The sequence below is a fragment of the Salinimicrobium profundisediminis genome (genome assembly GCF_026241755.1).
Classification (GTDB): domain Bacteria; phylum Bacteroidota; class Bacteroidia; order Flavobacteriales; family Flavobacteriaceae; genus Salinimicrobium; species Salinimicrobium profundisediminis.
In genome coordinates this window covers 66,782-80,834 of the sequence record NZ_JAPJDA010000014.1, presented here as the reverse complement: position 1 = coordinate 80,834, position 14,053 = coordinate 66,782, and the positions used below count along the sequence as shown (strand labels likewise).

Sequence of the window (14,053 nt, the reverse complement as noted above, 5' to 3'; positions counted from 1 at the left end):
AAAAAATAGAATTATGAAAAAAATAAAATATTTTATTGTTCTCTCAACGCTACTTATGGCTGTGGGGTGTGAGGATTATTTGGATACAGATAATATCTACGGAAAAAGTTTGGAGACTTATTATAGCACTCCTACCGATATTGAGGAGGCTATGGCCGGTGTTTACAATGCATTATATGTTGTTACCCCAGAGGGTAGTGAACCAATTGCAGCAAACCTAATGTCTGATATGATGTTAGGCGGGGGTGGTCCAGATGATGCAGCGGCTAAAAGGATTGATAATTTTATTGACCCTGCAGAAGACACTTATCGAGATACCTGGGTTCAATCTTACAATGGTATTGCAAGAACCAATGCTATTATTGAAAAAACAGTTGATGCCGATTTTTCTTCATTTTTTAGTAGCCCCGAGGAAGCGCAGCAATTCAAAAATCAAGCAATAGGGGAAGCCTATTTTATGAGGGCATTCTACTATTTTAGATTGGCAAAATTCTTTGGTGGTGTACCTCTAATAACTACTATTGTAGGCCCTAAAGATCTGCCGAGAGCGGGGTATACAGAAACTTTTGCACAAATAGCTTCTGATCTGAAGATGGCTATTGAAACTTTACCTGATACTCCTTTCCCAACTATTCCCACAGCCAGTTATGGACATGCAAATAAATGGGTTGCAGAAGCTTATATGGGCCGTGTATATTTATTTTATACAGGATATATGACCCACATGAACGAAACCTCAACTAATGAATTGCCTTTAGTTGATGGAGGATCTTTAGGTGCTTCAGAGGTCGCTGCTTATTTAGAGGATGTCATCAATAACAGTGGCTATGCATTGGCTTCAGATTTCAGAAACCTTTGGCCATACTCCTATGTAAATATAGCTGCAGGAGCACCTGTTTTGCCCTGGGCTGCAGAAGAGAATTTGGAGTGGGTAGGTCAGGATGGAGCTAACCCAACTTTTGGTACAGGAAATTATGAGACTATGTTTGCACAAAGATTTTCCTTTGGTGACTGGGATTGGGATAATGGAAATATATATACAAACAGGTTAACCCTATATGGTTCTATACGTGGCCAGTCTTTAGTTCCTTTTGGAGAAGGTTGGGGCTGGATGACTGTAAACCCACAGTTGTGGAGCAATTGGGATGATGATGACCCAAGAAAAGTAGGTTCTATTTTGGAAGTAGGAAATCCTGATCAGGGAACCGAAGGTTGGTCTGCTCCTGGTAATCAAGAGCATGGAACTGGATTGTACAATAAGAAATATACAGCTTTACAGTATCCAAATGAGGAAGGTACTGTACAGGGGATGTTTGTACAATTGTATAATTGGGGTAACGCAGATTATCAATTAATGCATGCGCAGGATTTTATCTTCATGCGTTATGCTGATGTGTTATTGATGCATTCCGAAATCACAGGTACTGCGGAAGGAATGAATGCGGTGCGTGCCAGAGCAGGCTTGGACCCAGTAGGTTACTCTTTAGAAGCTTTAAAACAAGAACGTTTGCACGAATTTGCCTTTGAAGGTCTTCGTTGGTTTGATCTAGTACGATGGGGAGATGTTGAGTCAGCATTTAATTATACCCTCAACGTAAACAATTCGGGAACACCTGCTACTTATCAGGTTAACTATAGACCTGAAACCAAAGGTTTGGTTCCAATACCAGAAACTGAAATTAGATTATCTAATGGTGTTTATGAACAAAACCCAGGTTGGTAGAATACATTATAAATATTAAAATATAAAGAGATGAAAATTAATAAAATAGGCATTCTGTTTATTGCTGCTTTTGTTCTGTTATTCTCGGGGTGCGAACCAGAAGTAGATGAACAAGAGTTGCATAACACGGCCAGTGTTGAAGGTGTAGAATTAGTAGCTTCTCAAAGTACTACGGGAGGTAATAAAATTACATTAGAAATGGTGACACCCGGTGTTACCGGATATTGGAACTATAACCTGGGGAAAGCTCTTACCCATGAGACGACAGTTATCTATCCTATTCCCGGAACATCTACCTTTACTTATGTAGGAACTTTGGGAAAAGAATTTTTTACAAAAACAATTGATATTCAGATAGACACTCTTGATCACAGATTAGACCAGGATTGGTATGATCTTGTTAGTGAGGAAACAGCAGCCGGTAAAACCTGGGTTTTTGATGGAGGTCCGGAACCCGATGGTGGACTTTGGTGGTTTATGTCTCCTCCTAATAGTAAAGGTGGTGCCTGGACTGCTTGGTGGAATGCTGCAGGAACCTGCTGCCCTCCCGTTGATGCTGCTGGGAAAATGAAATTTGATTTAGATGGGGCAGCTAATTTCACTTACTATGCAGATGAAACCGCCGAAGGGCAATTAGGTAGCTTTATTCTTGATGTTGCGAACCAAAAATTGATTATTAATGATAGTAAAATTTTAGGTGATGAACAAGGTAGGGGTAATCCTGCAGGTGTTTATGAGATAGTCTCTTTAACCGAAGACGAGTTGGTTCTGTATCAGCCACTCACCGCCGCAGGTGATTCTGGTTGGACCTGGGTGTTTAAACCTGAGGGATCTGAAGACTCTGGTGATTCAGATGCTGCAGGCGAATGATGAAATAAAATGTTAGCAGTTTATAATAAATGGAGTCTATTAAAACAAAACTGCTGCCTGTTTTAAATAATGTCCTTTTCCTTTATAAAGGTCATGATTAAAAAGAGGGCAAACTTGCCCTCTTTTTAATCAAAAGGATCTATTCCAGTCTATTATGAGAATTTTTTTTAAATACTGTAATCCTATAATATTTATAGGGTTAGGACTACTATTATCTTGTTCTGAGGGTAATGATGATGTTGATTCACCAACTCCTGAGGTAGTAGAAATTATTCCTTCCAATCTTACGCTTGATGTCACAATAGTTGGAGCTAATGAAGATAATCCGCTTGGAGATGGATCGGGTGTAATCAAGTGTGTAGCAAAAGCTACAGATGCGATTAGATATGAATTTAAGTTTGGAAATGGAGATGTTGTCACAAATACAACCGGGACTGTAGAATACACTTATACAAAACGGGAGACGAACAGTTACACAGTCTATGTCTATGCTTACTCCAAGACAAACGATTTTGCTTCCCTCTCAAAGAAAATAGAAATTCTCGTTCAGCGTCCAGCGTTTGATAAGCTTGTTTTCTCTGATGAATTTGATACAGATGGAAATCCAGACGAAACAAAGTGGGGCTATGAAATAGGTACCGGAAGTAATGGCTGGGGAAACGGAGAGAAACAATACTACACCAAAAGATCAGAAAATGTAAAAATAGAAGGAGGTGTCCTAAAAATCACTGCCAAAAAAGAAGAATATCTGGGATCAAAATATACTTCGGCTCGCCTGTTAACAAAGGGTAAATTTGATTTTACTTATGGCAGAGTTGAAGTTAAGGCAAAACTGCCAAAAGGGGAAGGTACCTGGCCAGCAATATGGATGTTGGGTTCAAATATTTCAACAGTGGGATGGCCTGCTTGTGGTGAGATAGACATTATGGAACATTGGGGGCATAATCATGCGACCGTTCAAAGCGCCCTACACACCCCTTCTAGTTCTGGAAACACAGTTAACCATGGAAGTCAAAAAATTGATGATGTTTCCACGGCATTTCACGTTTATGCGGTGGAATGGGATAACTATGAAATTGTCTTTTCAGTTGATGGGAATATTCATTATACCTATAAACCGGCAAACAAAAATAGTGATACCTGGCCCTTTAATGCCAGTCAGTTTTTGATATTAAATGTTGCGATGGGTGGAAGTTGGTTCTCAATCGACCCCGACTTTGAGTCATCAACTATGGAAGTTGATTACGTGAGGGTATATCAAAACTAAAAGAACAAATAAGTTTTACAAATAACAAAACATTATATCACAGATAAGTCCCCATCTAAGAATGTTTATAATTAAGATTACTAAAATGAAAAAGCAATTACTACTTCTGGCCTGTTTGTTTCCAATATTAACAGCCACATCTCAAAATACAACTATCAAAAGTTCTATAGAAAATGTAGAAAAGAAAGTTGATTCTATTGTTTCTATTATGACCCTTGAAGAAAAAGTTGGGCAAATGGTACAATACAGCGGCACCTGGGATCTTACCGGGCCTGCAAGTGGAAATCAAAACCAGTACCGGGAAGAACAGCTAAAAAAGGGCCTTGTAGGTTCCATGCTCAACGTACTTTCTGTAGAAGCCACAAGGGAAGCCCAAAAGCTGGTCATGGAGAATTCCAGGATCAAAATTCCGCTTATGTTTGGCTATGATGTCATTCACGGATACAAGACCATTTTCCCCGTACCGCTTGGAGAAACTGCAAGCTGGGACCTCGAGGCGATGAAAGAAACCGCACGCATCTCTGCTCTCGAAGCAGCGGCCGATGGCGTCAATTGGACTTTTGCACCAATGATAGACATTTCCCGCGATGCCCGCTGGGGGCGCATTATGGAAGGTTCCGGAGAAGATCCCTTTCTAACTTCCCGTGTGGCCGAAGCAAAGATTAGGGGTTACCAGGGGGATGATCTTTCAAATCCCGCAACCATAGCGGCCACTGCCAAACATTTTGCCGGATATGGTTTTGCTGAAGCAGGTCGTGATTACAACACGGTTCACGTGGGTGAAAACGAGCTACACAATACCATTTTACCTCCGTTTAAAGCTGCTGCAGCTGCAGGGGTTGCTACTTTCATGAATTCTTTTAACGATCTTGATGGTACCCCCGCAACCGGAAGTAAAATGCTTCAAAGAGACATTCTTAAGGAAGATTGGGATTGGGACGGGTTTATAGTTTCAGACTGGGGTTCTATTGCCGAAATGATAAACCACGGCTTTGCTGAAGATCTTACTCATGCCGCCGAAATCGCTGTAAAAGCCGGAAGTGATATGGACATGGAAGGCGGTGCCTATGAAACCGGACTTGTCCAACTGGTTAACTCCGGAAAAGTTGATGAAGCACTAATTGATGATGCTGTTAAAAGAATTCTTTGGGTGAAATTCAAACTGGGGCTTTTCGAAGATCCTTACCGCTATTCTAACTCTCAAATGGCCGAACAGCTCAACCTGAAAGAGCATAGAGCTGTGGCAAGGGACGTGGCAAAAAAGTCAATTGTACTCCTCAAAAATGACAAAAACCTGTTGCCTATAGCTTCTTCAGTAAAGAATATCGCTGTTATAGGTCCATTGGCAGATGATAAAGACACGCCAATTGGTAACTGGAGAGCTCAGGGAGAAGCAAATTCCGCAGTTTCTATCCTAGAAGGTTTAAAAAGTGCTGTGGGTAATAATGTGAAGATCACCTACGCTAAGGGAGCCGATCTCGGTATGGGAGAACGCACCTTCCTTAAGCCTTTAAAGATCAATACTACCGACAAATCCGGATTTAAAGCTGCTATTGATGCCGCAAAAAAGGCAGATTTGGTGATCCTTGCCCTTGGTGAAGATGCGTTTCAAAGCGGCGAAGGTAGAAGTCAGGTGAATATTGGCCTGGCAGGTCTTCAGCAGGAACTTATGCACGAAATTTACAAGGTGAATAAAAATGTGGTGCTGGTACTTCAAAACGGCAGGCCTTTAGAAATTTCATGGGCTGCAGAGAATATTCCTGCAATTGTAGTTGCATGGCAGCTTGGTACCGAAAGTGGAAATGCTATTGCCGATGTGCTCTTCGGAAGATACAATCCTTCAGCAAAACTACCGGTGTCCTTCCCGAGAGCTGTGGGCCAGGAGCCGCTTTATTACAACCAGAAGAATACAGGTAGACCCAGTAATCCTTCCGATGTTACTTATTCAGCTTATACAGATGAAGAAAAGACGGCACTATATCCCTTTGGTTACGGCCTTAGTTACACCACTTTTGAATATGGTGATTTGACGCTTTCTTCAGAAGAAATGAATCCGCAGGAGTCATTAACGGTCACTGTTTCTGTTACCAACACGGGCAAAAAAGCCGGGAAAGAGGTAGTGCAGCTGTATTTGAGAGATATGGTGGCCAGTACCACCAGACCGGTTAAAGAATTAAAAGGATTTGAGCTTGTTGAACTGCAACCAGGAGAAACAAAGCAGGTGAGCTTTACAATTTCCAATGAACTTCTGAAGTTTTACAACGCCAATAAAGAATGGGCTTCAGAACCTGGAGAATTCCAGGTGATGATAGGAGGAAATTCCATAGATCTTAAAACCGAAAGCTTCCGATTGAATTAACAAAAAGGGGTCTCTAAAATGACATTTTTGAGACCCCTTTTTTAAATACGTTATAAGATATGTACAGGAAAAATTTTAAAAATATTCTGCTGGGGATAATGATCTCTGCTGGCGGAAACCTTTTTGCACAGCATGTAGAGGTGAAAGTTCAAAAAGACACGCTGTTCTTTGATACTTTTTCTGAAAACACGCTCGATCGCCAAAAATGGAATGTGCAGGGAACCGATTTTTGGGTGAACAATGAGCAGCAGATCTATATTGATTCTTCGGCCACTGTTTTCACCGTAAAAGGCGAAAAGGCAGGGGGAGTGGAAGTGGAAGATGCACTGGTGCTTAAGGCGCATTACAGTCCCAATTACATCAATTATAAGGGTAATGATTTCGATTTTATCTCCGGAAGGATCAATACCCAGGATAAGGTTATGTTCACCTACGGTACTGCCGCTGCGAGAATGAAGTTACCCAAAGGCGCGGGCTACTGGCCGGCTTTTTGGGCTTTAGGTGGTGGCGATTGGCCCGAAACCGGGGAGATTGACATCATGGAATACGTGGGCGAAACAGATTGGATTGGAGTTGCCCTTCATGGTCCCGGTTATTCGGGGGAAACACCCTTGGTGAATAAGTATTTTTTTCCTGAAGGAGAAGATGTCACCGATTGGCATGTTTATTCTGTAGACTGGACGCCTGAAGGTTTTGATTTTAGGGTGGATGGCAGGTTGATCTATAGGGTGACAAAACCCATGGTAGAACATTACGGAAAATGGGCTTTTGACAACCCAAAATACCTTATTCTGAATTTAGCTCTGGGTGGTGCATATCCCTACAAGACCAACGGAGTGGAAGAACCTTACAACGGTCTGCCCGCATCAACCGTAGAATTAATAAAATCCGGTGAAGCAGAAGTGCTGGTCGACTGGGTTTTGATTACGAAGTAAGCAGGTTGAATTAGCCGGAAATCCTCTTCAAAAATGTCATTTTTGAAGAGGATTTTTTATTCATAGGAGGGTAAATACCCCGAGGCTTGCCTCGTTAGTAAATGTTGTAAAGTTTGAAAACGTGTTCCACTAAAATGCTCCGTGGGCTTGCCCCGGAGAAATTTACTTTCGGGCGTAAATAAATAAATAAGCGAACGCCGCATAAGTCATAATGTAAAATCTCAAAATGTGTTTCCCTGAAAATTCTCCGTGATCTTGCCCAGGAGAAACTGAACTTCAGATTCAGGAGAGATAGACCCATTATTTATTAAGGTATATGGACATCCAAAATTCTGAAATACGATTGCAAATTTTCTTGAATTTATTATTTCACTGTATACCGGCCCTACTGTGATGTTGGTACGACCCCCGTCGGGGTCGAAAGGTCTATGCTCATCATCAATAAATATGGAATCCCTTCGGGATTCTTTTGATTGAAAAAATGTCAAAAATCCTTCAGGATTTTCTTCAACCCCATGTATGGTTCAAAAAATTGAATTTTAATTATGCTTAGCACTGCTAATTTTGTACGGGCGAGCATAAGCGTGTCTTTCCCAGGAAGCTTCAGCTTCCAAAGGATCCCGAAGGGGTCCAACATTTATAGAATAAATGATTGCATTCACGACCCCGAAGGGGTCGAATGTAACCAGGAATATTAAATTCCGTAGGGAATATTTCAGAAGTTGCATTTACAGGAATTCTATATAAAAAAAATCCAATTCCATAGTTCGCAACAGAAGAGAACATGAATTTTTTAATTCAAATTCCTTCTTTCAATAAAAAACCGCTTCAGGAGTTGCGAAGCTTCCTCTTCTAAAATGCCATTTTTGACCTTCGTTTTTGGGTGAAGTTTTCCTCCCATTCTTCTGTAGCCCCTTTCAGGATCTGAGGCAGCAAACACCAAATTGGAGATCTGGCTCCAGTAAAGGGCTCCGGCACACATTTGGCACGGCTCCAAAGTCACGTACATGGTACAATCCAGGAGGTATTTTCCGCCAAGGAAGTTCGCAGCCGAGGTGATAGCCTGCATTTCGGCATGGGCTGTGACATCATTCAGCAGTTCGGTGAGATTGTGTCCGCGGGCAATGATCCTTTGTTGAGCCACAATCACAACCCCTACCGGGATCTCCCCTTTTTCGTAAGCCTGCTGTGCCTCTTCAAGGGCCTTCCGCATAAAATAAACGTCGTCAAAAATTAATTGCATATTCAAAAATACAATTTCAAAATGTACCTTTGTTTTTTATGGCAAAAACTATTCTCGATACTGTTAATTCTCCTGTAGATCTTCGGAAAATTGCTCCTGAAAAGCTTCCGCAGCTGGCAGCAGAATTGCGGAAATTCATTATTGAGATCGTTGCTTCCAAAGAAGGGCATTTAGGTGCCAGTCTTGGAGTGGTAGAGCTTACTATCGCCTTACATTACATATTTGATACACCAAAAGACCTGCTGGTATGGGATGTGGGGCACCAGGCTTACGGGCATAAGATCATTACCGGCAGGAGAGAGATTTTTCATACAAACCGGCAGCTAGACGGAATCAGTGGTTTTCCCAAAAGAAGCGAGAGCGAATATGACTCTTTTGGGGTAGGGCATTCATCTACCTCGATCTCGGCTGCATTGGGCATGGCGCTGGCTTCGGGCTTAAAGGGAGACAGTGAAAAACAACATATTGCCGTAATAGGAGATGCCTCTATCGCCAGCGGGATGGCTTTTGAAGGATTGAACCACGCCGGGGTAACCAATGCCAATCTTTTGATCATTCTCAATGACAACGCCATTGGAATTGATCCCAGTGTAGGTGCTTTAAAGAATTATCTTACAAAAGCGCGGGTGGGTTACAAGCCGAAGCAGGATAATATGGTCGAGGCGCTGAACTTTAAATATTTTGGCCCGGTAGACGGGCATGACCTGGAGAGTCTTTTAGAAACCCTTGAAGCACTTAAGAAGATAAAAGGCCCCAAGTTTCTACATGTGATCACCACAAAAGGGAAAGGTCTTAAAAAAGCCGAAGAAGACCAGGTGAAATACCACGCCCCGGGAAAATTTCTTCCCGATACAGGGGAGTTACTTCCCTATGATACCGAAAATTTACCGTTAAAGTTCCAGGATGTTTTTGGGCTGAGCCTGGTTGAACTGGCCGAAAAGAACGAGAAGATCATTGGGATCACACCTGCCATGCCAACAGGTAGTTCGCTTAAGTACATGATGCAGGCTTTCCCCGATCGCGCTTTTGACGTGGGCATTGCCGAGCAACATGCCGTGACTCTTGCAGCCGGGATGGCAACACAGGGCTTTGTGGTTTTTTGTGCTATCTATTCTACTTTCCTTCAGCGGGCTTACGATCAGGTGATTCATGATGTGGCACTTCAGGATTTGCCGGTGATCTTTTGTCTCGACAGGGCCGGACTCGTGGGGGAAGATGGCGCTACTCATCATGGAAGTTTTGATATTGCTTATTTGCGCTGTATTCCTAATATGATCATCTTTGCGCCTCTTGATGAAGTGGACCTTAGAAACATGTTGTACACTGCCCAAACCGGAAAACTAAAACACCCTCTGGCCATACGTTATCCCAGAGGCAGAGGTTTTGTTGAAGACTGGCAGTTGCCGTTTGAGGAGATTAGCTTTGGAAAAGGTAGAAAACTGAAGGAGGGAAGTGCTATTGCGGTGCTTACTTTTGGCACTATAGGGAAGAAGGCCGAAAAGGCGCTGGAAGAACTGGGACAACCTGAAGCAATTGGCCACTTCGATATGCGGTTTATTAAACCTTTGGATGAAGGGCTGCTGCATGAGATCATGACTGGCTATAAAATGCTGGTTACTGTAGAAGACGGGGTAATAAACGGCGGGGCAGGATCGGCTGTGATGGAGTTTGCCCAGCAGCACAATTATCACCTCCCAATTACCGCCCTGGGATTGCCCGATAAATTTACAGACCACGGAAAAGTGGAAGAATTACAAGAAAAATCAAAAATTGACGTTGAAAGTATTAAGGCGTGTCTTAACTCAATGCTTAGAAAATTAAAATAATGCACAAGTCCCTCATTTGCCTCACGTTTTTATTATTTGCCGCCCTTGGCTATGGTACCGAAAGAGATACCACAGCTGTTGATACAACCACCGTGGTAAATGAAAAGATCAATTACTGGAAAAAGACCAACAAAGTAGGGGTCAACCTGAATGAAGTAGCCTTTATTAACTGGAATTCGGGGGGGAATAATTCTTTTTCTGCCTTACTCCACGGTCTCTTCGGAAGAAAATACCAGAAAGAACTTTTAAACTGGAATTCGACCCTTGCAGTAAAATATGGGTTTAACGCACAGGAAGGCAGGGAGCTTCGAAAGACAGAAGATAACCTCGAGATCAACTCCAATTTCGGGTACCGGCGCGATTCGGTTTCCAATTGGTATTATTCGGCTAAATTTACGTTTAACACCCAGCTCTCTTTCGGGTATAGATATCCCAACACCGAGACCCCAATTTCCAAATTTATGGCCCCGGGTTATGCCTTTGTAGGGGTAGGAAGTGAATATTCCTCTCCAAAAGAAGACCTCACAGTGTATATCTCCCCGGTGACCCAAAAGTCGACTTTTGTGTTGGACCAGCGATTGGCAAATGAAGGTATGTTCGGGGTTTCGCCGGCTGTTAAGGACGAAGAGGGAAATATTATTGACGAAGGGGAAAAGGTGAGAACCCAGCTGGGATTCCTGGTGAGCAGCGCCTTTTCAAAAAAGATTTTTGACAATATTGATCTCAGTAATAGTTTGCGGCTGTACTCAGATTATCTCAACCAATTTGGAAATATTGATGTTGACTGGGAGCTCAATCTTGACCTGCAGGTGAATGATTACGTTAAAGCCAACGTAGGTTCACATCTCAAGTATGATGATGATGTGAAGTTTAAGCAGGATCTTGATGGAGATGGTACGTTGGAAACCGGCGGTCCCAAGGTTCAGTTTAAGCAGCTATTGGGCGTGGGAATAGTGTATTCTTTTTAAGATTGATCCAGGTCTTTTAGTTTGATCACTTTCTGAACTTCGGTTTTTCCGGCACCCGTGATCTTGAATAGGTAAACTCCGGGAGCTTCAGTGACAATATACACATCAATGGGTTCATTTGCTTCAAGCGGGGTCTTCACAACCTGTATCAGTTTTCCCTGGATGTTGTAAACAAATGCCTGCATGTCCTCTATATCCTCACCCGATACAATCTGATAATTTCCTCCAGAAATAGTTGGATAGACCATAATCACGTTCTCTTCAACTACCATTTCCCCGCGTTCTTCTGCTTCTTCTTTAGCTGTTTTAAATTGACCAGAGAAGATGCCGCGCCCGTAAGAAGCAGCATAGACTACATTATTGCCTTTTTTGAGATCTAAGTCGGTGACCTTTACATCACTCATCCCGTTGTATGATTGCACCCATACAGGCTGGCTGCTGGTGAAATTTTCGGTTGCCCAAACTCCGAGTTCTGTTCCCACAATTACCTCGTCTTTGTTAAGCGGGTTGTGAAGAATAGAAAGTACGGGCAGGTCAGGCAGGTTTCCTTCTTTACTTGTCCAGGTAGGATTTGTGGCATTGGCATTTGAAGTGTACCATATACTTTTTACGCCGTAATTGTAAAAGGTAACATAGATTTCGTCTGGGGTTTCACCGTATTCCACATCCGAAATACTTCCTAAGAATTCTGGACCGGTGATCTTCTTCCACGTAGCATTTTCAGGAGCGCCATGCGCATTTTCAACTTTAAGGAGTTTGGAATTGGTAAGCCCCAGAAGTACCGTGCTGCTTTGGGTTGAAAAAGGGGAAACGGTGAGGGCACTTATAGAACTGTCTAAAAGGGCATTTTTGAGAGAAACTTTTGGCGCAATGGGTGAATTTTGCTGAATGCCATCATCACCTAAAAGTGGAAGTTGAGTGAGGTTATCATACCTGTAAAGCACGCCTTCAGGTCCGTTTGAGAACAGGATATCCAAATTGGAATCAAGGGCTTGAGGGTTTATGAAAAATCCGTCCCTGTTCTCATTATTGGCAATAAGCGCAAAACCATCTTTGTCGTAATTGTAAAGAATAATAAGGTCGTTGTATACCAAATTGGCTATGAGGTATTCGGTGTCTACCTGGTCAAAAAAGGAATGAGCGCCATCGCCACCCAATATTCCTATAGAAGTGGGGTTCCCTCTTTCAATCAGCAGGGTTCCGTTATCCTGGGTGCCTCCCAAAAAGTAGTCGCCCGTTGCAAAAGAAGTTGGTGCCACGGCAACAGAATAGAATTGCGTGGTAATATAGTCGGTCTCGGGAGTGATGAATACTTTCGAAGTGCTTGCTGCTGAAAGATCGTTGGCAAACGAAACCCCGCCGTCATGCCCAAAGATCGCCTGATTGGTATTACCGGGCTTAAACCTCATCACATGATGGTCTGCATGGACTTCGGAAACAGGTAATTCATCAAGATTATCATTATCTGACCATTTAGAGATCTGTTCCCATGAATTACCACCGGTAGTTGACCTGAAGAGGTCTATTCCGCCAACATAGATGATTTCATCGTTGGTAGGATCAGATTCTATCATAAGATTATAAAAAGCCTGGCCCCTAGCAAAATCATCAGGAGGAATATCAAGATCGGCATCATTGGGTTCATTCAGCCGTGTAATATTTTGAAAAGCGTTCGTCGTAACCCAAAGCGACGCTTCTTCAAACTGGTCTTCAGCAAGAATATAAAATTTATCAGGGTTTAAGGCTGAAGCTTCTATCTCGGTGCGATAAACATTGGGAATGGTGGTCACCAGAGACCAGCTCGTATTTGCACCTTTTTCACGCCTGAAGATCTTTCCGCCAAAAGAATTCTCCACTCCCGGCGAATAGGTTGTGGAAACCCAGGCATTCCCTGCCGCATCTGTTTCAAAGTCATTAAAAGATTCCTCTTCAAGGACTTTGTTCCAGGAAGCGCCTTCGTCTTTACTTTGGTACAGGCCTCTTTCAAAAAAGCCTAATAAATTCTGCGGATTTTGAGCATTGGCATACAAGTGAGTAGAGACTCCAATAAAGACTTCGGTGCTGCTGCCATTATCCCAGGCTTCTATGTCATTGATGTAATAGACACCCCCAATTGCCCGAATGTTTGTGCTGCTTCCCGATTCTGAAAAATCTTCTACATCCAGAACTTTATTCCAGGTCTGGCCCCCATCGGTGGTTTTGTAAACGCCCGTTCCCACTACGTCCCCGCCGGTATATTGTTCTCCTGTACCTGCATACCAGATATTAGAATTCCGCGGATCGACCGTAAGGCAGGATATATTCAAATTTGCAGGCAAACCTTCTACCTGTTCCCAGGGAGAAGATTCGCGGGTGATATTGTCATTGACCCACAGGCCGCCGCTTATTGCACCGGCAAACACCCGGTTGCCCGAGGTGTCATTAGGGTCAAATAATAATACTCTTGTACGGCCTCCCACATTGTTGGGGCCGCGAGAGAGCCATGGGTGCTGCTCACTATCTCCGGGGGCTTTGATGTAACTCCTGCTTTGCCGCTGTTTTTGAAGTTGCTCGTGCAAATCCCTTACTTTATGGGGTTCAGGATATCCCAAAGCAGGATTCATGGTGAGATACTCCATTTCCTCATAATATTTCTTTGGAGGCAGGCCTTTTTTAATTTTTTCGAGGCGTGAAAACCCCTTGTCCTTGGTGGGCTTGTTCTGCTTCAAAAAATGCTCATGTCTTTGTCTTAATTCTGAAATTTCAGAAGGTGCATTGTTCTCACAACTCAGGTAAAGACCAAAAACGGCAGCAAACAGAACGACCGGAAGTACAAAAAGTAATCGTTTATTCATAAGGGGATATAGGTAAATGTCTTCCGAA

At 42.8% G+C, this 14,053-nt stretch carries 10 protein-coding genes; 7 read left to right on the top strand and 3 right to left on the bottom strand.

Annotated features, from left to right (window positions below; translation table 11 throughout):
- Positions 1-13: 13 nt before the first annotated feature.
- From OQ279_RS09945 to OQ279_RS09925, 5 genes are all read left to right on the top strand, one after another.
- The gene (locus OQ279_RS09945) at positions 14-1,723 is read left to right on the top strand and encodes a RagB/SusD family nutrient uptake outer membrane protein (RefSeq protein WP_266069710.1); all 1,710 of its coding nucleotides are present in this window, start codon (positions 14-16) and stop codon (positions 1,721-1,723) included.
- Positions 1,724-1,753: 30 nt separating this feature from the next.
- Positions 1,754-2,593, top strand: a complete 840-nt coding sequence (locus OQ279_RS09940) for a hypothetical protein (protein WP_266069709.1) — start codon at positions 1,754-1,756, stop codon at positions 2,591-2,593.
- Positions 2,594-2,747: 154 nt separating this feature from the next.
- Positions 2,748-3,860 (top strand): glycoside hydrolase family 16 protein, encoded by a 1,113-nt coding sequence (locus tag OQ279_RS09935; protein WP_266069708.1) that lies wholly within the window; start codon positions 2,748-2,750, stop codon positions 3,858-3,860.
- An 85-nt stretch (positions 3,861-3,945) separates the two neighbouring features.
- Positions 3,946-6,219, top strand: coding sequence for a beta-glucosidase BglX (gene bglX, locus OQ279_RS09930; RefSeq protein ID WP_266069707.1), 2,274 nt, complete (start codon positions 3,946-3,948; stop codon positions 6,217-6,219).
- 59 nt (positions 6,220-6,278) lie between these two features.
- Positions 6,279-7,154 carry a glycoside hydrolase family 16 protein gene (locus OQ279_RS09925; RefSeq protein ID WP_266069706.1) on the top strand — a complete coding sequence of 292 codons (876 nt, stop codon included), beginning with the start codon at positions 6,279-6,281 and terminating at the stop codon, positions 7,152-7,154.
- Positions 7,155-7,375: 221 nt separating this feature from the next.
- Here the strand turns inward: OQ279_RS09925 and OQ279_RS09920 are convergent, their stop codons facing one another.
- Positions 7,376-7,642: a hypothetical protein gene (locus OQ279_RS09920; RefSeq protein WP_266069705.1), complete on the bottom strand. Its 267-nt coding sequence runs from the start codon at positions 7,640-7,642 to the stop codon at positions 7,376-7,378.
- 305 nt (positions 7,643-7,947) lie between these two features.
- Positions 7,948-8,397 carry a nucleoside deaminase gene (locus OQ279_RS09915; protein ID WP_266069704.1) on the bottom strand — a complete coding sequence of 150 codons (450 nt, stop codon included), beginning with the start codon at positions 8,395-8,397 and terminating at the stop codon, positions 7,948-7,950.
- Between the two features lie 38 nt (positions 8,398-8,435).
- On the opposite strand from OQ279_RS09915, the gene dxs reads away from it, so the two are divergent.
- Together dxs and OQ279_RS09905 are read left to right on the top strand one after the other, a co-directional pair.
- Positions 8,436-10,223, top strand: a complete 1,788-nt coding sequence (gene dxs / locus OQ279_RS09910) for a 1-deoxy-D-xylulose-5-phosphate synthase (protein ID WP_266069703.1) — start codon at positions 8,436-8,438, stop codon at positions 10,221-10,223.
- Positions 10,223-11,191, top strand: a complete 969-nt coding sequence (locus OQ279_RS09905) for a DUF3078 domain-containing protein (RefSeq protein ID WP_266069702.1) — start codon at positions 10,223-10,225, stop codon at positions 11,189-11,191. Before dxs ends, OQ279_RS09905 begins: the two co-directional genes overlap by 1 nt.
- Here the strand turns inward: OQ279_RS09905 and OQ279_RS09900 are convergent.
- On the bottom strand, positions 11,188-14,025 hold the full coding sequence (locus OQ279_RS09900; protein WP_266069701.1) for a T9SS type A sorting domain-containing protein: 2,838 nt from the start codon (positions 14,023-14,025) through the stop codon (positions 11,188-11,190). The two genes, OQ279_RS09905 and OQ279_RS09900, sit on opposite strands and share 4 nt — an antisense overlap.
- Positions 14,026-14,053: the final 28 nt, after the last annotated feature.

Coding starts and splice junctions, on each gene's coding strand:
- OQ279_RS09945 (WP_266069710.1), top strand. CDS start 14: ATGAAAAAAATAAAATATTTTATTGTTCTCTCAACGCTACTTATGGCT.
- OQ279_RS09940 (WP_266069709.1), top strand. CDS start 1,754: ATGAAAATTAATAAAATAGGCATTCTGTTTATTGCTGCTTTTGTTCTG.
- OQ279_RS09935 (WP_266069708.1), top strand. CDS start 2,748: ATGAGAATTTTTTTTAAATACTGTAATCCTATAATATTTATAGGGTTA.
- bglX (WP_266069707.1), top strand. CDS start 3,946: ATGAAAAAGCAATTACTACTTCTGGCCTGTTTGTTTCCAATATTAACA.
- OQ279_RS09925 (WP_266069706.1), top strand. CDS start 6,279: ATGTACAGGAAAAATTTTAAAAATATTCTGCTGGGGATAATGATCTCT.
- OQ279_RS09915 (WP_266069704.1), bottom strand. CDS start 8,397: ATGCAATTAATTTTTGACGACGTTTATTTTATGCGGAAGGCCCTTGAA.
- dxs (WP_266069703.1), top strand. CDS start 8,436: ATGGCAAAAACTATTCTCGATACTGTTAATTCTCCTGTAGATCTTCGG.
- OQ279_RS09905 (WP_266069702.1), top strand. CDS start 10,223: ATGCACAAGTCCCTCATTTGCCTCACGTTTTTATTATTTGCCGCCCTT.
- OQ279_RS09900 (WP_266069701.1), bottom strand. CDS start 14,025: ATGAATAAACGATTACTTTTTGTACTTCCGGTCGTTCTGTTTGCTGCC.